Raw genomic sequence first — 19,218 nt, 5'->3', positions numbered from 1 at the left:
GGCCCGGTCAGACCGCCGGCAGGCGGACCACGAACCGGCACCCGCCGGTCACGTTGTGCGCGTGCACCCGCCCGCCGTGCGCCTCGACCAGTCCGCGCACGATCGCCAGACCCAGCCCGCCGCCGGCCGGCGCCGACTCGTCGGCGCCGGCCGGTGCGGGGGTACGGGCGCGGGTGCCCCGGAACGCCACGTCGAACACCCGGGGCAGGTCCGCCTCGGGAATGCCGCCGCAGGTGTCGGAGACGGCGAGCCACGCGTCGTCGTCGTCCCGCCCGGCGTCGATGCGCACAGTGCCGTCCGGTGGCGTGTACCGCACCGAGTTGACGAGCAGGTTCGTCACGACGCGGGCGAGTTCGGCCTCGGCGGCACGGACGGTCGGCCAGCCGGTCTCCGGGGCGAGCACCCGGACCCGCCGGTCGGCGGCCAGCGGCGCGGTGGCGGCGATCGCGTCGGAGACCACGTCGCCGAGCGGCACCGGGGACAGCGCGGGCCGCAGCGCTCCGGCGGTGATCCGGGACAGCTCGAACAGGTCGTCGACCAGGCGTGTCATCCGGTCCGTCTCGACCCGGATCCGGCGGTGGTACTCGGCCACCGCCGCCGGCTCCTCGACCACCCGGTCCTCCAGCGCCTCCGCCATCGCCCGCAGCCCGGCCAGCGGCGTACGCAGATCATGGGAGACCCATGCGACAAGCTCGCGGCGGCCGGCCTCCAGCTGCCGCTCCCGCTGCCGGGCCTGGTCGGCCCAGACCGCCGCCTGGGCGAGGCGGCGGGCGAACGCCACCCCGACGGCCAGGCTGAGCGCCGCGGACGCCGCGACAGTGACGAGGACGACCTGGAGGTCGTGCGCGGACAGGAACATGGCCTGGGCGACGGCGGTGACGCCCGCCGTCACCGAGGCGATGGTGACCGCGAGCAGCACCGCGATGTGCGCGAGGATCGACCGGTGGCGCACCAGCCGCAACGCGCCGACGCCGAGCGCGCCGACGGCAGCGCCGGCGAGCAGGGCGTAGAGCCCGATGACCATCAGTTCGTTCACCGGGACGCCTCCGACGGCTCGTACCGGTAACCGACGCCCCACACGGTGACGATGCGGCGCGGCTGCGCCGGGTGGTCCTCGATCTTTTCCCGCAGCCGCCGGACGTGAACGGTGACTGTGGACTGGTCGCCGAACCGCCAGCCCCACACGCGGTCCAGCAGCTCGGCCCGTGACCAGGCGCGTCCCGGGTTCGCCAGCAGGAACGCGAGCAGGTCGAACTCCCGTACGGTCAGCGACAGCTGCTGCCCGCCGCGCTCCGCGACGCGGCGGCCGGTGTCCGCGGTGAGGTCGCCGTCGCGCAGCGTCCCTGCCGGTCCCCGGTCCTGCGGGGCCGCGCGCCGGAGCACCGACCTGATGCGCAGCACCAGTTCGCGCGGCGAGAACGGCTTGGTCACGTAGTCGTCCGCGCCGACCTCCAGCCCGGCGACCCGGTCGGCCTCGTCCCCGAGCGCGGTGAGCATGACGACCGGCAGGCCGGGCAGCCGGCGCCGCAGCCGCCGGCACACCTCGATGCCGTCGAGACCCGGCATCATCAGGTCGAGGACCACCAGGTCGGGCGGCTCCTCCTCGGCCGCGGCGAGCGCGTCCGGCCCGTCGAAGGACAGCCGGACCCGGCAACCGTCCTGCTCCAGATAGCGCCGGACGACGTCGCTCACCGTCCGGTCGTCGTCGACGACGAGCACGTAGCGCCCCATGCGCCAGACGCTACCCATCGGCGTCCCGGCGCGGCGGCCCGCGGTCGAGCCGTAAGCGGACGGAAAGATCTTTCCGCCGGGTCCGCGCCTACCGTCGGAGCATGGGCAGAAGACGTGTGGTGTTGTCGGTGCTCGCCGTCGCGGCCGTCACCGGCCTCGGGGTGAGCCTGTACCTGTTCCAGCCGTGGCGGCTGGTGACCGACCGCGAGGTACGCGAGGCGCTGCCCACTGTGGCGGAGCCGCAGCCGGCCGGCACGACCGGCTCACCGGCGGCCGGCCCGTCGCCGACCGGCGCACCGCCCGCCGACGTGGTGCTCGCCGCCGGTGACTTCGTCACCCACGAGCACGACACGTCCGGCCGGGCGCAGCTGGTCCGTCTCGCCGACGGCCGCCGTCAGCTGCTCCTGCGCGGACTGGACACCTCGGACGGGCCCGACCTGCGGGTGTGGCTCACCGACCGGAAGGTGCTGCCCGGCCGGGCCGGCTGGCAGGTGTTCGACGACGGCCGCTGGGTCGAGCTGGGCCGGCTCAAGGGCAACATCGGCGATCAGGCGTACGACATCCCGGCGTCGGTGGACCTGGACGGCCTGCGCAGCGTGTCGATCTGGTGCAAGCGGTTCGCGGTGTCGTTCGGCGCGGCGCCGCTTGCCGCTGTGACGGGATCGGCGCCGGCCTGACGCCTGTGCCGCCGGCCTCGGGCGCTGGGCTACGCTGCGGGAAGCGCTGGTTCACCCGGTCGGCGACGGCCGGGTGTCGTAAGAGGGAACCCGGTGGAAGTCCGGGACTGCCCCGCAGCGGTGAGTGGGAACGACAGCCGTCAACAGCACTGGGCCACGGCCTGGGAAGCGACGGCCGGTAGGCGACCTCGTGTCACGCCCGCGAGTCCGAAGACCTGCCCGCGTCGCGCGTACCACCGGTGCGCGCCGCCGTCGACCTCGCGGGTGGGTCGGGCGGGTGACACGTCGTACGCAGGGCCGTCGGCGGGTCCTCGACGTGCACACCCCGGCCGGTCGGCGGTCCGCTTCTGCGAGGACGGAACCGCACAGTGCCCGACACCATCACGCTCACCGGCCGACCACCGTCGGCCTCGCACCTGACCCTGTCGCAGATCATGGACCAGCACCACACCAACCTGATGGGCACGGTCCACGGCGGGCGCATCCTGAACCTGATCGACTCGGTCGCCGGTGTGGTCGCCGCCCGCCATTCCGACGGCCCGGCCGTCACCGCCGCCATCGACGAGACCGCGTTCCTGCGTGCGGTACGCGTCGGGGACGTGGTGCACGTGGACGCCCGGATCACCTGGGCCGGCCGCAGCTCGATGGAGGTGGCGGTGAAGGTCAGCGCGGACCGGTGGGACCGCGCGGTGCCGCCGGTGGACGTGGCGACCGCGCACCTGGTGATGGTGGCGGTCGACGACGACGGGCAGCCCCGGCCGGTGCCGCCGCTGCACGCCGAGACCGACGGTGACCGGCGGCGCTACCGGGAGGCGCAGATCCGGCGCGAGCACCGGCTGGCGCTGCGCCGGGCGCTGCTCGACGGCGCCGGGGAGGGCTGAGCGGTGCTCGGACTGTCGGCGGCCACGCTCGCCGGTTACCTGGCCGCGATCGTGGTGCTCATGCTCACCCCGGGGCCGGACATGATGTTCGTGCTCGCGAACGCCACCCGGTACGGCCCGCGGGCGGGCGCGGTGGCCGCGCTCGGGGTCGCCGCCGGGGAAGCGGTGCACGTCGCCGCCGTGGTGGCCGGGCTCGCCACGTTGATCGCCGCGTCCCCGGTGCTGTTCACCGCGATCCGGTGGGCCGGTGCGGCGTACCTCATCGTGCTGGGCCTGCGGGCGCTGCGCGGCACCGGCCGGCCCGGAGCCCCGGCGGACCGCCCGGACGGCGGCGCCGGGCGGGCGTTCCGGCGCGGGCTGCTGACGAACCTGCTCAACCCGAAGATGATCCTGTTCAGTGTGGCGTTCCTGCCGCAGTTCGTCCGGCCCGAGGCGGGCCCGGTGGCGGCGCAGCTGGTGCTGCTCGGGGCGCTGTTCGTCGCGGTGCAGCTCGCCGTGGACCTGGCGCTCGGCGTGGGCGCCGGCCGGTTCGCCGGGCGGTGGGGCGACAGCCGCTGGTCGCGGCGCGTCGACCGGCTCTGCGCTGTCGCCTTCGTCGCGCTCGGCGTCCGGCTGGCCGTCGGCTGACGTGCCGGGCGGCGCGGAGCCGGAGGGCCGGCCGCCCGGCTCAGCCGGCACGCGCTGCCGTCTCCCGGGATGCCGGCACGACCGGCGTCCCGGACGCGGGCGGCCGCTCGCGGTCCAGGTGCAGGCGCAGCAACACCCAGCCCAGCGACACGGCGCCGATGAACACGTACGCGGGCTGGGTGCCGAACGTGTCCCAGCAGGTGTGCAGCGTGACGGCGGCGGCGAAGGTGAGCAGGAATGCCGCCAGTCTCCGGCCGCCGGGCGCGGCGGCGAACGTGAACAGCGCGGCGGCGGTCAGCCCGGTCCAGGCCAGGTGCGCGGCGGGCGCGGTGAGACCGCGCACCAGCAGCGTCCGCTCGACCGCGCCGAGGTTGCCCTCCGACCCGACGAAGACGGCGAACGCGTACCCCACGGTCTCCAGCGCGGCGAACCCGGCGCCGGAGGCCACGCCGATCACCAGGCCCTGCGCCGGGGACGGGTGCCGCCGCCACAGCAGCAGGATGCCGGCCGGCACGATCAGCTTGGCGGTCTCCTCGGCCAGGCCGACGAGCGCCATCGGCAGGACGCCGAGGCGGTGCAGCGTGCCGTACTCCAGCCAGCCGGCGGCGACCACGCCGACCACGCCGCCGAGGAGCGCGGCGACGCCGACGACGGAGCCGGGGACCGGGCGGCGGGCCGGCCGTCCCTGGGCGAAGGCCAGGAACGTGGCGGGCGCGACGCACGCGCCGAGCACGATCAGCGCCGGTACGAACGTGACGGTCCCGGTGCCGGCCAGTGTCTCCAGCACCAGCAGGTGAAGCCCGACGCCGACGAACAGGACCGCCACCCACGCCCAGCGGCGCCCGGTATTCCCCATACGCCGAGTATCGCGCCCGCCGGGTCGCGCCGGAATCGGGGGTAGGCACTGTGGACAGTGAGATCATTCCGACACGCCGACACGACATCTGGTGTTGCACACAAGCCCTCACCGCCATATATGGTGGTGCCGCAGCTGGTTCGGCCGAGCCCTCCGGGGCGGGGCCGAGGCAAGAGGGAACCCGGTGGGAATCCGGGACTGCCCCGCAGCGGTGAGTGGGAACGACAGCCGTCAACAGCACTGGGCCACCGGCCTGGGAAGCGACGGCCGGTAGGCGACCGGCGACCCCGGTCGGGCCCGCGAGTCCGAAGACCTGCCAGCGCGCCGTACGCCTCCGCGTACGGCGGCCGGAGGTCGCGCGGGACGACCGACGCCAGCAGCCGGGCCGGCCGCGCCGTGCCCGTTGGCGTCTCCCGCCGTCTCCAGACGGTGACAGCGAGGAGAGGTCATGACTGTCGTGCAGGAGAGTCCCCCGTCCGCCACCGGCGGGTCCGAGGCCCGCCGGCCGGCGATGCGGGTACGCAAGCGGGACGGCGACACCGAGCCGGTGGACGTCGGCAAGATCGTCCGGGCGGTCGAGCGCTGGGTCGCCGACCTGGACGAGGTGGACCCGCTGCGGGTGGCCACCAAGACGATCAGCGGGCTCTACGACGGGGCGACGACCGCCGAGCTGGACCGGTTGTCGATCCAGACCGCGGCGGAGCTGATCGGCGAGGAGCCGCAGTACTCGAAGCTGGCAGCAAGGCTGCTGGCCGCGTACGTGGACAAGGAGGTCCGCGGTCAGGGCGTGGCGAGCTTCAGCCAGTCGATCGCGTACGCGCACGGGCTGGGCCTGATCGGCGACGAGACGGCCGCGTTCGTGGCCCGGCACGCCCGCAAGCTCGACGACGCCGTGGACCCGGACGCCGACAGGCGGTTCGAGTACTTCGGACTGCGCACGGTGGCCGACCGCTACCTGCTGCGGCACCCGCAGTCGCGGCTGGTGGTGGAGACGCCGCAGTACTGGCTGCTGCGGGTGGCCTGCGGGCTGTCCCGCACCCCCGGCGAGGCGGTCGGCTTCTACCGGCTGATGTCCAGCCTCGCGTACCTGCCCAGCTCCCCCACGCTGTTCAACTCCGGCACCCGGCACACCCAGATGTCGTCGTGCTTCCTGGTCGACTCGCCGCGCGACGAGCTGGACTCGATCTACGAGCGGTACCACCAGGTGGCGAAGCTGTCGAAGTTCTCCGGCGGCATCGGCATCGCCTGGTCGCGGGTGCGCGGCCGGGGCGCGCTGATCCGGGGCACGAACGGCCGGTCCAACGGCATCGTGCCGTTCCTCAAGACGCTCGACGCCGGGGTGGCAGCGGTCAACCAGGGCGGCCGGCGCAAGGGCGCGGCCTGCGTCTATCTGGAGCCGTGGCACCCGGACGTGGAGGAGTTCCTGGAACTGCGGGACAACACCGGCGAGGAGTCCCGGCGGACGCACAACCTCAACCTCGCCAACTGGATCCCGGACGAGTTCATGCGGCGGGTCGAGGCCGACGGCGAGTGGTCGCTCGTCGACCCGTCGGACGCCCCGGAGCTGCCCGACCTGTACGGCGAGGCGTTCGACGCCGCGTACCGGGCGGCCGAGAAGAACGCGGTGCGCACGGTGAAGGCCCGGGACCTGTACGGGCGGATGATGCGCACGCTCGCGCAGACCGGAAACGGCTGGATGACGTTCAAGGACGCCGCGAACCGGCTGTCCAACCAGACCGGTGAGCCGGGCAACGTGATCCACCTGTCCAACCTGTGCACGGAGATCCTGGAGGTCAACGACGACACCGAGACCGCGGTGTGCAACCTCGGCTCGGTGAACCTCGGCGCACACGTCAGCGCCGACGGGGTGGACTGGGAGCGGCTGCGCGCCACGGTACGCACCGCTGTGGTGTTCCTCGACCGGGTGATCGACATCAACTACTACCCGGCCGAGCAGGCGGCGGCGTCCAACCCGCGCTGGCGGCCGGTCGGGCTCGGGCTGATGGGCCTGCAGGACGCGTTCTTCACGCTGCGCCTGCCGTTCGACTCCGCCGAGGCGAAGGAACTGTCCACCCGGGTGCAGGAGGAGATCCTGCTGACCGCGCTGGAGACCTCCGCCGGGCTGGCCGAGCGGTTCGGGCCGCATCCGGCGTACCCGCAGACCCGGGCCGCGAAGGGTGACCTGCACCCGGACCTGTGGGGCGCGGAGCCGGCGCAGGCCGGACGGTGGGCGGCGCTGCGCGAGCGGATCGCCGCACACGGGCTGCGCAACTCGCTGCTGGTGGCGATCGCGCCGACCGCCACCATCGCCTCCATCGCCGGCTGCTACGAGTGCGTGGAGCCGCAGGTGTCCAACCTGTTCAAGCGCGAGACCATGTCCGGGGAGTTCCTCCAGGTCAACACGTACCTGGTGCGGGAGCTGAAGGCGCGCGGGCTGTGGACGCCGCAGGTCCGCGACCGGATCAAGCGGGCCGAGGGCTCGGTGCAGGACATCGCCGAGCTGCCCGCGCCGGTGCGGGAGCTGTTCCGCACCGCCTGGGAGCTGCCGCAGCGGGCGCTGATCGACCTGGCCGCCGCGCGGGCGCCGTTCGTCGACCAGTCCCAGTCGCTGAACCTGTTCCTGAGCGCGCCGACCATCGGCAAGTTGTCCTCGATGTACCTGTACGCCTGGAAGGCCGGGCTGAAGACCACCTACTACCTGCGTTCCCGTCCCGCCACCCGCATCCAGCAGGCCACCGTCGCGCCGGCGCTCGCCCCGGTCTCCGGCGTGGTCTCCTCCGTGAGCGACGACGAGGCGCTGGCCTGTTCCCTGGAGAACCCCGAGAGCTGCGAGGCATGCCAGTGACCACCACCGCACCGACCCGGCACATGCTGCTCGACCCCGGCATGGACCTGACCCTGCGACCGATGCGCTACCCGCGCTTCTTCGACCGGTTCAAGGACGCGATCAAGAACACCTGGACGGTCGAGGAGGTGGACCTGCACTCGGACCTCGCCGACCTGGCGAAGCTGTCCCCCGCCGAACGGCACCTGGTGTCGCGGCTGGTGGCGTTCTTCGCGACCGGCGACACCATCGTCGCCAACAACCTGGTGCTCAACCTCTACCAGCACGTCAACTCCCCCGAGGGCCGGCTCTACCTGTCCCGGCAGCTGTTCGAGGAGGCGGTGCACGTCCAGTTCTACCTGAACCTGCTGGACACGTACGTGCCGGACGAGAAGGAACGGTTCGCCGCGTTCGCGGCGGTGGAGAACATCCCGTCGATCGCCCGCAAGGCCGAGTTCTGCTTCCGGTGGATCGACTCCGTCTTCGAGCTGCGGGAACTGCGGACCCGGGCGGACCGGCGGGCGTTCCTGCTCAACCTGATCTGCTTCGCCGCGTGCATCGAGGGCCTGTTCTTCTACGGCGCGTTCGCCTACGTCTACTTCCTGCGCTCCCGGGGCCTGCTCAACGGGCTGGCCTCCGGCACCAACTGGGTGTTCCGGGACGAGTCGATGCACATGGCGTTCGCCTTCGACGTGGTGGAGACCGTACGCGCCGAGGAACCGGACCTGTTCGACGACGAGATGGAGAAGCAGGTGAAGGAGATGCTGGCCGAGGCGGTGGAGTGCGAGGTGAGCTTCGCCGACGACCTGCTCGGGCAGGGCGTGCCCGGGATGTCGCCGGCGGACATGCGCGAGTACCTCCAGCACGTGGCCGACCGGCGCCTCGCCGTGCTCGGCATCGCCCCGATGTACGGCAGCGGCAACCCGTTCACGTTCATGGAGTTGCAGGACGTGCAGGAGCTGTCCAACTTCTTCGAACGCCGGGTGTCGGCGTACCAGGTCGGGGTGACCGGGTCGGTCACCTTCGACGACGACTTCTGACCGCCGCCCCCGCCCCGGCCGTCACGGCCGGGGCGGGACCGGGCTCTCACCGGGCAGCGCCGTCGCCCGGACCCGTCCGATCAACGCCACCACGGCGATCGCCATCACGGCCACCACCACGAACGCGCTGCGCAGGTTCAGGGCACCGGCGAGCAGGCCGATCACCGGCGCCGCGAGCAACGCACCCGGCCACTGGCCCATCGCCACCACCGAGACGCCCTCACCGGAGGTGAGGCCCGGCTGCTCGCCGGCGAAGCCGAGCACCGTCGGGGTCACGCACGCCAGGCCGAAGCCGAGCAGTCCGAAGCCGGCCATCACCGCGGCCGGATGGGGGTACGCCACCGGCAGCGCCACACCCACTGTGGCGACGAGCGCGGACAGCCGCACGAAGCGGATCCGCCCGAACCGGCCGGCCAGCCGGTCACCGACCAGCCGGGCGACGGTCGCGGCGAGCGACAGGCAGGTGTACGTGGCCGCGGCGAGCACCGCGGCGGCGCCCGCCACCTCGGTCGCGTACAGCGCGCTCCACTGTGCGCCGGCCATCTCGATGAACGAGGCGAGGAACGCGATCACCGCGAGCAGCAGCAGCTGCGGGGTGAACCGGTCGCGCAGCCGGCGCCGGTCCTCGCCGTCCTTCGTCTCCTGCCGGGGCGTATCGGGCAGCCAGCGGTGCGTGCCGACCAGCAGCGCGCCCAGCAGGACGCTGGTGACGGCCATCTGCGCCGACGGGGACATCCCGATCGCCGCGGCGCCGGTGCCGCAGAGACCACCGGCCAGCATGCCGATGCTGAAGCCGGCGTGGAACGTGGACAGGATCGGCCGCCCGTAGCGCTTCTGCACCTCTACCGACTGGGCGTTCATCGGCGTGGCCAGCAGGTTCGCCGCGAAGCCCCAGACCGCCAGACCGCCGACCAGCGCCACCACTGTGGTGGACGCGGCCAGCAGCGGCGCGTTGAGCAGGATCAGCGCGGCCCCGGCCAGCGCCAGCCGGCGGGTGTTGATCCGGCTGATCAGCACCGCCACCACGACCAGGGAGACCAGCTCCCCGGCGTTCGTGGCGATGTTCGCCAGGCCCCAGCCGGTGTTGCCGACGCCTACCGCGTCCCGCACCTCCGGTACGCGGGCCGACCACCCGCCGATGGCCAGGCCCATGATGACGAAGAGCAGCGCCACCGACCAGCGGGCCCGTACGGCCGAGCGTGGCACCGGCGGCGCGGGCTGCTCCGCCGTGTGCTGGTTCGTCGAGGTGTCCGTCATGGTCGTCGTACCTCTCTCCGATCGGTCCGTCGGGACTCCTACCCGATCGCGTGGTCGAGGAAGCACGCACCGTCAGGAAGGCGCACCCGCTCCGGGGTGGTTCCCGGGTCGGTGACGAGCGCCGAGACCACCGCGACGTAGTCGTCGATCAGGCCGCGTACCAGGTCGTCGCCGAAGACGCCCCGGTTGCGGATCACCACGCCGCCGGCCCGGTCGTCGTCCACCACGACGATCGGCGAACCCCGCTTGACCCAGACGGGCAGGCACTCGGGCGGCACGTCGGCGGCGACCACCGGCGGCGGCGTGCCGGGCGCGGGCCGGGCGGTGATGTCGACCGGCTCCACCCGCAGCCCCGGGCAGTGCAGCACCGGCGACGCCGACGCGGCGGACTGGAACCAGGCGTCGAACAGGTGGTTGTCCGGCCAGGGACGGATCGCCGCGAAGTCGGGGCGGACCGCCCGGGCCAGCCGGTGGAACGCGGTGGCGTGCGCGACGGCCTCGGCCAGCGAGGTGTGCGCGGCGCCTACCACCGCGCTCATCGGCGCGTCCGCCGCGACGTCGACCGGCAGGTAGACGTTGTTCGTGAACTGACCGACGAGCTGCCGGGACAGCGGGCTCTCCCGGCCCAGCGTGGTGGTGCCCAGCACCACCCGGGACCGGCCGGCCCGCCGCGACAGCAGCACCAGGTACGCGGCGAGCAGCAGCACGTACGGGCTGGTGCGGGCCCGCCGGGCGGCCGGACGCAGCCGCGCGGTGACCTCCGGCGGGAACGCGAAACGGGTGGCCACCTCGGCGCTGAGCGCGACGTCCGGCGCCGGCGGCGACGCCGGGAAGAGCTGGTACGGCTCCACCGGCCGCAGCCGGTCCCGCCAGTACGCGGCCCGGGCGGCGGCGTCGACGCCGTTGCCGGCCTGCTCCGCCTCCTGGAGCGCGGCGAGCGCGGTGGGATCCACGCCCAGCGGCGGCTGCGGATCGGCCGCGCCGAGCCGGGCCGCGTACGCGTGGCACAGGTCCTCCACCACGACGCGGCACGACCAGCCGTCGGAGACCATGTGGAAGAAGCAGAGCGCGAGCACGTGCTCGGTCTCGGAGAGCCGGACCAGGGCGGCCCGCCACAGCGGCGCCCGGCCGGGGTCGAACGCGTCGTTGCGGTGCGCGTACGCGATCCGCTCGACGCGGGCCTGCTGCTCGGCCGGCGGCAGGCCGGACAGGTCGACGTACTCCAGCGGCGACTCGACGTGCGGCAGGATCCGCACCTCGGGCTGCACGCCGATGCGGTCGAACCGCATCCGCAGCGCGTCGTGCCGGTCCACCACGTCCTGCATCGCCTGCCGCAGCACGTCGACCCGCAGGGTGCCCCGCAGCCGGCGGAACTCCACCACCACGAGCCGTGAGGCGCCGGGGTGGCCCGGGTCGAGCGCGGTCATGAACTCCCACATCATCTGCTGGCCGGGGGCCAGCGGGTACGTCGTCGGCACCACCACTCCCTCCGTCAGACCGCCACCGGCGGCACGGCCACCGGCGCGACCGGCCGGTGGTCCGCCCCGTACGGCTGGTAGTCGGCCTCGTCCGGCGCGCGGAAGCCGGTGAAGAGCAGGTCGGGGCGGCCGAGCCGGAGCGACGTGACGAACGCGGCCCCGTCGAAGAGCGTCTCGATCGCCGCGCAGGCCATCGACTCGGCCACCGCGCGCGGTCCCCGGTCGCCGCCGAGCCGGCCGGGTGTCTTCGCGGCGATCATTGCGGCCGCGACGGCCGGCACCGCGAGCAGGCTGCGCCCACCGCTGCGCCGGGCGGTCAGCATCCCGGCCAGCGCGGTCACGGCGAGCGTGCTGGCGGTGTTGAGCACGAACCTGCGCCGGTGCGGGTGGGCGAGGCAGAGCCACTGCTCGGAGCGCCCGTACGTGGTGAACCGGTAGGCGACAGCGCGGAACGTGTCGGCGACGCCGGTGTCGTGGGTGATCACCCCGGCCGGGTCGGTGAGCAGCACGTAGCCGGCGTCGGTGAGCAGCAGCCCGAGGTGCAGGTCCTCGCCGCCCAGCGGCATCGGGGAGTCCTCCGGGAATCCGCCGACCGCCTCGAAGACGGAGCGCTTCACCGCCATGTTCGCCCCGGCGCCCCAGGACACGCGCTCGTAGTGCAGCGGCCGGGTCAGGTCGCCGAGCAGCAGGTAGGAGCGGCGCATCACGCGGAAGAACGCGCTGTCGCCGGGCTCGACGATCACCGGGCCGGTGACGCCGGCGACCTCCTCGCCGGAGGCGCGCAGCCGGGCCGCGTACCGGGTGATCAGGTCGGCCGGCACCCGGCAGTCGGAGTCGGTGAACAGCAGCAGGTCGTACCGGGCGTGCCGGACGCCCAGGTTCCGTTTGGCGCCGACGTGCCGGGGGCCGCGCACGTAGCGGGCGCCGTACTCGGCGCAGGCGGCGCGGTGCGCGGCGGCCGCGCCGGGCGCCGAGTCGTCGACGACCACCACCTCCACCGGTTCCGGGCAGTTCGGGGCGGCGTCACGCAGGCTGCGCAGTTGACGGCGCATCTCCGCCACCCGGTCCTTGACCGGGATGACGACGGAGACGCCGCGCGTGACGGCGCGGGGTTCGGTCGGTTCGCTCACGTGCGATGCGGATCGGCTCATGTCCCGAGGTTCGACCACCCGGATACAACGCCGATACACGGCGCCGGCCGGGCCGGCTACCGCGTGTGTACCGCTGATGTATCGATGGGCATCAAGGTCGAGGACATGACGACCTCCATTCCTCTCGACCGGCGGCTCGCCGTGGACGGTGGCCGGCCGGTCCGCCCGCCCGACCGTCCGTGGCCACGCTGGCCGATCCCCGCGCCGGACGCCGCCGGCAACCTCTCCGCGGTGCTGACCGGCGGCCGGTGGGCGATCAGCAGCCCGTCCGTCGGCGGCACCGGCCTGTACGAGCGGCGCTTCGCCGCCGACTTCGCCCGCTACGTCGGCACCCGCCACTGCGTGCCGGTCGACCACGGATCGAGCGCCCTCGTCGTGGCCCTGGAGTCACTCGGCCTCGGCTACGGCGAGACGGTGCTCGTACCGGCGCTGACCTGGACCGCCTCCGCGACCGCCGCGCTGCGCGCCGGCCTGGTCCCGGTGCTCGTCGACGTCGACCGCGACACCGGCTGCGTCGGGCCGGACCACATCGACCTGTCGGTGGACCCGCGCGCCGTGGTCGCGGTGCACTGGGCCTCCAACATGGCCGACGTGCCGGCGCTCGACGCGGTCACCCGGCCGCGCGGCATCTCCGTCGTGGAGGACTGCGCGCAGGCCCACGGCGCCACCTGGCAGGACCGCCAGGCCGGCTCGCTCGGCCGGCTCGGCTGCTTCAGCTTCCAGCACGGCAAGGTGCTCACCTGCGGTGAGGGCGGGGCCGTGGTCACCGACGACGACACGCTCGCGCCGGTGCTCGAGGAGCTGCGGGCCGACTCGCGCCGCTACCGCGGCGACCGGACGCCGGCCGGCGAGCTGGACCTGGAGGAGAGCGCCGGGGTGCAGGGCGCCAACTTCTGCCTGAACGAGTTCTCCGCCGCGGTGGCCTGCGCCCAGCTGACCACCCTGGACGAGCAGCACGACGTGCGCAACCACAACTACCGGCTGCTCGGCGAGCTGCTGGCCGGCGTCGACGGGGTACGGCTGCTGCAACCGGCGCCGGACCAGACGCGCATCTCGATCTACGAGGGCACGATCGTCTTCGACGAGCTGCCGGCCGGCATGGACAACGCCGCCGTGGCCGCCGCGCTCACCGCCGAACTGGGCCGGCGGTTCTACTGCACCGACGAGCCGCTGCACCGCAGCCGGCTGCTCCAGCCGTGGACGAAGCCGCTGCTCGCGCCGCTGGCCGAACGCTTCGCGGCGATCCACCGGGAGCGCACGTACCCCAACACCGAGTGGCTCGCCGCCCACACCGTCCAGACACACCACAGCACCTTCCTCGGCACCGAACAGGACATGGAGGACATCGCCGCCGCCGTCACCAAGGTGCTCACCCGCTGAACCGCGCCGTCCCGGCGCACCCAGAGAAGGAGTCTTCCCGTGACCGTCACCCAACGCGAGACCTCGCGCGCCTCGTCCCCCGACACGGACGCACCCGTCGGCGTGTGGCTCAACGGCGCCCGCGGTTCGGTCGCCACCACCGCGATCACCGGTCTGCTGGCGCTGCGCGCCGGCATGGCCGACTCGACCGGCTGCGTCACCGACACCGGCATGCTGCGCGACGCGCCGCTGGCGAGCTGGAACGACATGGTGGTCGGCGGGCACGACATCGTCGACACGCCGCTGGAGAAGAAGGCCGAGTCGCTCGTCGACTCCGGGGTCATCCCGGCGCCGGTGCTGGCCGCCGTGCGCGGCAGCCTGCCCGAGGTCGAGCAGAACCTGCGCACCGGGTACGACGCGCGTACCGAGACCGCGCCACTGGCCGAGGTGGTCGATCGGCTGGCCGGCGACATCGAGGAGTTCCGCAGCCGCCACGGGCTGTCCCGGGTCGTCGTCATCAACGTCTCCTCGACCGAGCCGCCGGCCGACCACCGGCCCGAGTACGACGACCTGGACGCGCTGACCCGCGCCATGGCCGACCCGGACGACAAGGCGCTGCCGGCCAGCTCGGTGGTCGCGTACGCGGCGTTCCAGGCCGGTTGCGGCTTCGTCGACTTCACCCCGTCCACCGGGGCCCGGCTGCCCGCGCTGGAGATGATGGCACAGCGGGAGCGCGTGCCGTTCGCCGGCTCCGACGGCAAGACCGGGGAGACGCTGCTGCGTACCGCCCTGGCGCCGATGTTCACCTCCCGCGCCCTGCACGTGCTCTCCTGGGCCGGGGTGAACCTGCTCGGCGGCGGTGACGGCGCGACGCTGGAGGACCCGCGCAACGCCCGCAGCAAGCTCAGCTCGAAGTCGGGCGTGCTGCCCGCGCTGCTCGGTGAGGACGTCACCGCCCCGCTGCACATCGACAACGTGCCGGACCTGGGCGACCACAAGACCGCCTGGGACCACGTCTCGTTCGAGGGCTTCCTCGGCGTCCGGATGTCCATGCAGCTGACCTGGAGCGGAGTGGACTCCACGCTGGCCGCCCCGCTGGTGCTCGACCTGGCCCGGCTGACCGCCGCGGCGCACCGGGCCGGGCACGTCGGCCCGATCGAGGAGCTGGGTTTCTTCTTCAAGGACCCGATCGGCACCGACGAGCACGCGCTCGCCGAGCAGGCGCAGGCGCTCGCCACCTGGGCCAACGGGCTGGACGGCCGCACCGACAGCTGACCTTCGTACCGGCCGCCGGCGCGGCACCCACCGCGCCGGCGGCCCCGCCCCACGTATCCGCATCGAGGAGTCCCCCATGTCCCACCACGTCCCGAACGCGCCGGACCGGCCGAGCACGGATCCGGTGTGGACACCGATCCTGACCGGTCTGCACGCGACCGCGCTGGACTGTCTCCAGACGAGCTTCGCCCTGCTGGCCGACCACGCGAACGGGTCCGGCAGCCACCTCGCCCTCGGCGCCCGGTTCGGGTTCCACACCCGGGACAAGGACGGCCTGGTCACCGTCGAGGCGACCTCGGACGACCGGGCCGCCGAGGCGGTCGACCTGCTGGGCCTGCGGGTGGAGGGCCGGTGGATGCAGCTCGACGGCCCGCAGGTGCGCCGGCTGTCCGCCCCGGGCCAGCCGCTCTACGTGACCGCTGACGCGTACGACCTGCCCTGGTGCCCGTACCACGAGCACGAGCACATGCGGCACAGCTTCCTCGTCACGGCCGCCGCGCCGGACGAGGTCACAGTGGTCGACGCGTATCACAACGACACCGCCTGGGGTCCTGCGCGTCCCGGCGTGTGGCGGCTGCCCGCCGCCGCGTTCGACACGGCGCTGGCCGGCGGCGCGCACACCCTGGCGGTGACGGCGCACCCGGCCCCGGAGATCGACGTACCGGCCATGCTCGCCGGCAACGCCGCCCGGGCCGGCCGGGCCCGTCCGGAGATCGACGGCTACCTGGCCCGTACCGGCGCCGCCCTGGACACGGTGGCCGGGCTGCACCGCTTCGTCCTCGACGTCTGGCTGCTGGCCCGCGCCCGCGACCTGCACGAACACTGGCTCGCCGCGGTCGCGCCGGAGGCCGCCGCCGCGCTGGCCGGGCAGGCCGCGCGCTGGCAGCAACTCGCCACGCGCAGCTACGTGGCACTGCGGCGGGCCCAGGCGGGCCGGCCGGCCGCGCCGGACCTGGCGGACACGCTCGGCGGGCTGATCGCCGACCACCTGGCCGCGCTGGAGTCGATCGCCGGACCGGCCGGCGCGACCGGCGACGACACCGCGCGGCCCGCGCCGGAGAGGGCCGGTGACGACGGCGTACGCGCGGCGGTGCTCGGCGCGCTCGGCGACACCCTGGACCTGGACGGCTCGGCCCTGCGCACCACCGACGTGCTCCGGGAACTGCCCGGCTTCGACTCGTTCCGGCTGGTCGACGTCATCGACCGGGTCGAACGCCGGCTCGGCGTCGAGGTGCCGGCCACCGCGCTGTCCGCGGCCGACCTGCGCGACGTCGGCTCCCTGTGCGCCATGTTCGGCGCCGCCACCGGAGGTGCCCGATGAGTACCGAACTGCTGCACGACCTGCTGGACCGCACCGCCGAGACGCGACCCGACGCGCCCGCCGCCGGGGACGGGACCGTCGAGTTCACGTACCGTCAGGTCCGGGCCGACAGCCTGCGCCTGGCCGGCTGGCTGCGCGGGCAGGGCGTCCGGCGCGGCGACCGGGTGCTGGTGGCGCTGCCCGCCGACGCGACCCTGCCGGCGCTGCTGTACGCGGTCGCCCGGGCCGGCGCGGTCTTCGTCGTCCTCCGGACGCCGGCCCCCGAAGTCGCCCTCGCCCACGTGCTCGACGACGCCGAACCGGGCCTGGTCCTCACCGACGACCCGGTCCTGACCGGCCTGTCCCGCGCCCGCGGCGTCCCGGTCCACAGGGCGGCCGAGGCGCGGCACGCCGCGTCCGCCGCGGCGATCGGCGACGCGCCCACCGGCCCGGCCCCGCTCGCGGTCGACCCGGTCTGCCTGATCTACACCTCCGGCAGCACCGGCATGCCGAAGGCCGTGGTGTCCACGCACGCCCAGGTCACGTTCGCGGTCCGGGCGATCCAGTCGGAGCTGCGCTACCGGCCCGACGACGTGGTGCACGTCCTGCTGCCGCCGTCGTTCGACTACGGCCTCTACCAGATCTTCCTGAGCACCGTGGCCGGCGCCCGGCTGCGCCTCGGTGATCCCGGGGACACCGGAGGCCGCCTGCTGGCGACCCTCGTCGAGTCCGGCGCCACGGTGCTGCCCTGCGTACCGTCGCTCGCGATCAACCTGCTGCGGCTGCTCGGCCGGGCCGGCGCGCCGCGCCCGCCGCTGCGCCTGCTCACAAACACCGGCGCCGCCATGCCGCCGGAGGTGCTGGCCGGCCTGCGCCGGCTGCTGCCCGGCCTGGCCGTCCAGCTGATGTTCGGCCTCACCGAGTGCAAACGCGCGGCGATCATGCCGCCCGACGCCGACCTGCGCCGGCCCGGCGCCTGCGGGCGCGCGCTGCCCGGCACCGAGATCTTCACTGTGGACGCCGAGGGGCGGCGTCAGCCACCGGGCGTCCGCGGCGAGCTTGTGGTACGCGGCCCGCACGTGATGGCCGGCTACTGGCGGCGACCCGAACTGACAGCGCAACGCTTCCGCCGCGCCCACGGGCTGTTCCCGCAGTTGCACACCGGCGACCACGGTCACGTGGACGCCGACGGGTACGTCCACTTCGCCGGCCGCCGCGACGACGTCTACAAGGAGAAGGGCACCCGGGTCAGCGCCACCGAGGTGGAGGCCGCCGCGTACCGGGTCGACGGCGTGGACGCGGCCGGGGTGCTGCCGCCGGCCGACGGCCGCGACGGCGCGACGCTGTTCGTGGTGGCCGCGCTGACCCCCGCCGACGTGCTGCGCCGGCTGCGGGAACAGCTGGAGGAGATGAAGGTGCCGGCGCGCTGCGTCGTGCTGCCCGACCTGCCACTGACCGGCAACGGCAAGGTGGACCGGCGGGCGCTGGCCCGGCTGGCGGGTGAGCACGATGGCTGACCTGCCGTTCGACACCCCGGCGTACCGCTACGACCTGGCCCGGGTACGCGCCAGCCACGCCACCCTGGTCGCCGCGCTGCCCGCGCCCAGCCGGCTGTTCTACTCGCTCAAGGCCAACCCGCACCCGGCGCTGGTCGCGGCGCTGCACACCGCCGGCTGCGACGCGGAGATCTGCTCGCCGGGCGAGCTGGCCGCGGCGCTACGGGCCGGTGTGCCGGGCGAGCGCATGCTCTACACCGGACCCGGCAAGCGCGACGCCGAGGTGGCCGAGGCGGTGCGCGCCGGTGTCCGCTGGTTCTCCGTCGACTCGCCCGAGGGCCTGGACCAGGCCGACCGGATCGCCACCGCGCACGGCGTCGAAGTGCGGTGCCTGCTGCGGGTCAACGACCGGGTGCCCAACCCGGGTCAGGGGCTCACCATGACCGGCGTCGCGTCCCAGTTCGGCGCCGACGCCGACTGGATCGAACAGGAGCCGCAACGGTTCCGCTCCCGCCCGTCGGCCCCGGTACGCGGATTCCACCTCTACACCGGCAGCAACGTCGACTCGGTGGACGCGCTGGTGGCCCAGTTCACCGCGGCGGCGTGTACCGCCCGGCGGCTGCGGGACCTGCTCGGCATCGACCTGACCCTGCTCGACCTCGGCGGCGGCTTCGGCGCGCCGTTCGCCCGGCCCGGCCGCAACGCGGACCTGACCGGCCTCGCCGACCGGGTCGCCGCGGCCCTGGACGAGCTCTTCCCCGGCTGGCGCGACGGGGCGCCGACGGTCGCCTTCGAGTCCGGACGGTTCCTCACCGCGACCGCCGGCACGCTGCTGACGCGCGTGCTGGACGTCAAGCGGTCGCAGGGTACGCCGGTGGTGGTGCTGGAGTCCGGCATCAACCACCTCGGCGGGATGTCCGGCCTGCGCCGGCTGCCGCCGCTCGTACCCGCCCTGCACGCCGCCGACGGCCGCGACGGCGCGCCGCTGGAGGCCGCGATCGTCGCCGGGCCGCTGTGCACGCCGCTGGACACCTGGGCCCGCGCCGCGAACCTGCCCGACGTGCGGCCGGGCGACGTGCTGGCCGTGCCGAACGTCGGGGCGTACGGGCTCTCGGCGAGCCTGCTGGCCTTCCTCGGCCACCCGGCGCCGGTCGAGGTCGTCTGCGACGGCGACCGCGTCGTCGAGACGTCCCGGCTGACCCTGACGCGGCACCCGGTCGACGCGCCGGGCGCCACTGCCGAAACCCGAGAAGAAAGGTGACGTCA

General features: G+C 74.1%; 16 protein-coding genes and 2 riboswitches. Of the genes, 10 read left to right on the top strand and 6 right to left on the bottom strand.

Annotation, left to right across the window (positions count from 1 at the left end; all coding sequences use genetic code 11):
- Positions 1–7: 7 nt before the first annotated feature.
- Together O7611_RS10530 and O7611_RS10525 are read right to left on the bottom strand one after the other, a co-directional pair.
- A complete protein-coding gene (locus O7611_RS10530; protein ID WP_370584899.1) occupies positions 8–1,036 on the bottom strand; it encodes a sensor histidine kinase in 1,029 nt (342 codons plus the stop codon).
- Positions 1,033–1,731 (bottom strand): response regulator transcription factor, encoded by a 699-nt coding sequence (locus O7611_RS10525; protein ID WP_269696702.1) that lies wholly within the window; start codon positions 1,729–1,731, stop codon positions 1,033–1,035. Before O7611_RS10525 ends, O7611_RS10530 begins: the two co-directional genes overlap by 4 nt.
- 101 nt (positions 1,732–1,832) lie before the next feature.
- On the opposite strand from O7611_RS10525, the gene O7611_RS10520 reads away from it, so the two are divergent.
- The 3 genes from O7611_RS10520 to O7611_RS10510 all read left to right on the top strand — a co-directional run bounded on the left by O7611_RS10520 (position 1,833) and on the right by O7611_RS10510 (position 3,916).
- Positions 1,833–2,408 (top strand): DM13 domain-containing protein, encoded by a 576-nt coding sequence (locus O7611_RS10520; RefSeq protein ID WP_194799954.1) that lies wholly within the window; start codon positions 1,833–1,835, stop codon positions 2,406–2,408.
- A gap of 30 nt (positions 2,409–2,438) precedes the next feature.
- A riboswitch (cobalamin riboswitch) is annotated at positions 2,439–2,645 on the top strand.
- 131 nt (positions 2,646–2,776) lie between these two features.
- Entirely contained in the window at positions 2,777–3,289 is a 513-nt protein-coding gene (locus tag O7611_RS10515) for an acyl-CoA thioesterase (RefSeq protein ID WP_030268885.1), read from the top strand.
- A 3-nt stretch (positions 3,290–3,292) separates the two neighbouring features.
- The gene (locus O7611_RS10510; RefSeq protein WP_194799953.1) at positions 3,293–3,916 is read left to right on the top strand and encodes a LysE family translocator; all 624 of its coding nucleotides are present in this window, start codon (positions 3,293–3,295) and stop codon (positions 3,914–3,916) included.
- Between the two features lie 40 nt (positions 3,917–3,956).
- Here O7611_RS10510 and O7611_RS10505 read toward each other — a convergent pair whose 3' ends face one another.
- Complete coding sequence (locus tag O7611_RS10505) at positions 3,957–4,772, bottom strand: PrsW family glutamic-type intramembrane protease (protein ID WP_269696701.1); 816 nt, start codon at positions 4,770–4,772, stop codon at positions 3,957–3,959.
- 119 nt (positions 4,773–4,891) lie between these two features.
- Positions 4,892–5,106: riboswitch (cobalamin riboswitch) on the top strand.
- A gap of 114 nt (positions 5,107–5,220) precedes the next feature.
- On the opposite strand from O7611_RS10505, the gene O7611_RS10500 reads away from it, so the two are divergent.
- Both O7611_RS10500 and O7611_RS10495 read left to right on the top strand, forming a co-directional pair.
- Complete coding sequence (locus O7611_RS10500; RefSeq protein WP_442929337.1) at positions 5,221–7,617, top strand: ribonucleoside-diphosphate reductase subunit alpha; 2,397 nt, start codon at positions 5,221–5,223, stop codon at positions 7,615–7,617.
- Positions 7,608–8,636, top strand: a complete 1,029-nt coding sequence (locus O7611_RS10495; RefSeq protein WP_194799950.1) for a ribonucleotide-diphosphate reductase subunit beta — start codon at positions 7,608–7,610, stop codon at positions 8,634–8,636. The genes O7611_RS10500 and O7611_RS10495 overlap by 10 nt, the downstream gene beginning before the upstream one ends.
- 21 nt (positions 8,637–8,657) lie before the next feature.
- Here O7611_RS10495 and O7611_RS10490 read toward each other — a convergent pair whose 3' ends face one another.
- The 3 genes from O7611_RS10490 to O7611_RS10480 are packed head-to-tail and all read right to left on the bottom strand — an operon-like array spanning position 8,658 to position 12,522.
- Positions 8,658–9,893 carry an MFS transporter gene (locus O7611_RS10490; RefSeq protein ID WP_194799949.1) on the bottom strand — a complete coding sequence of 412 codons (1,236 nt, stop codon included), beginning with the start codon at positions 9,891–9,893 and terminating at the stop codon, positions 8,658–8,660.
- Between the two features lie 38 nt (positions 9,894–9,931).
- Positions 9,932–11,371 carry a condensation domain-containing protein gene (locus tag O7611_RS10485; RefSeq protein ID WP_269696700.1) on the bottom strand — a complete coding sequence of 480 codons (1,440 nt, stop codon included), beginning with the start codon at positions 11,369–11,371 and terminating at the stop codon, positions 9,932–9,934.
- Positions 11,372–11,385: 14 nt separating this feature from the next.
- Positions 11,386–12,522 carry a glycosyltransferase gene (locus O7611_RS10480; RefSeq protein WP_269696699.1) on the bottom strand — a complete coding sequence of 379 codons (1,137 nt, stop codon included), beginning with the start codon at positions 12,520–12,522 and terminating at the stop codon, positions 11,386–11,388.
- Positions 12,523–12,627: 105 nt separating this feature from the next.
- Between O7611_RS10480 and O7611_RS10475 the strand changes: the two genes are divergently transcribed.
- From O7611_RS10475 to O7611_RS10455, 5 genes are all read left to right on the top strand, one after another.
- Complete coding sequence (locus tag O7611_RS10475; RefSeq protein WP_269696698.1) at positions 12,628–13,902, top strand: DegT/DnrJ/EryC1/StrS family aminotransferase; 1,275 nt, start codon at positions 12,628–12,630, stop codon at positions 13,900–13,902.
- Positions 13,903–13,941: 39 nt separating this feature from the next.
- Positions 13,942–15,156, top strand: a complete 1,215-nt coding sequence (locus O7611_RS10470) for an inositol-3-phosphate synthase (protein ID WP_269696697.1) — start codon at positions 13,942–13,944, stop codon at positions 15,154–15,156.
- A 76-nt stretch (positions 15,157–15,232) separates the two neighbouring features.
- Positions 15,233–16,477 (top strand): acyl carrier protein, encoded by a 1,245-nt coding sequence (locus O7611_RS10465; protein WP_269696696.1) that lies wholly within the window; start codon positions 15,233–15,235, stop codon positions 16,475–16,477.
- Positions 16,474–17,973: a class I adenylate-forming enzyme family protein gene (locus O7611_RS10460; protein ID WP_269696695.1), complete on the top strand. Its 1,500-nt coding sequence runs from the start codon at positions 16,474–16,476 to the stop codon at positions 17,971–17,973. The genes O7611_RS10465 and O7611_RS10460 overlap by 4 nt, the downstream gene beginning before the upstream one ends.
- Complete coding sequence (locus O7611_RS10455; protein ID WP_269696694.1) at positions 17,966–19,213, top strand: alanine racemase; 1,248 nt, start codon at positions 17,966–17,968, stop codon at positions 19,211–19,213. The genes O7611_RS10460 and O7611_RS10455 overlap by 8 nt, the downstream gene beginning before the upstream one ends.
- The last annotated feature ends 5 nt before the right edge of the window (positions 19,214–19,218 follow it).

Origin of the sequence: Micromonospora sp. WMMC273 (assembly GCF_027460285.1) — a bacterium.
GTDB lineage: Bacteria > Actinomycetota > Actinomycetes > Mycobacteriales > Micromonosporaceae > Micromonospora > Micromonospora aurantiaca.
This window is presented reverse-complemented; position numbering and strand designations above follow the sequence as displayed.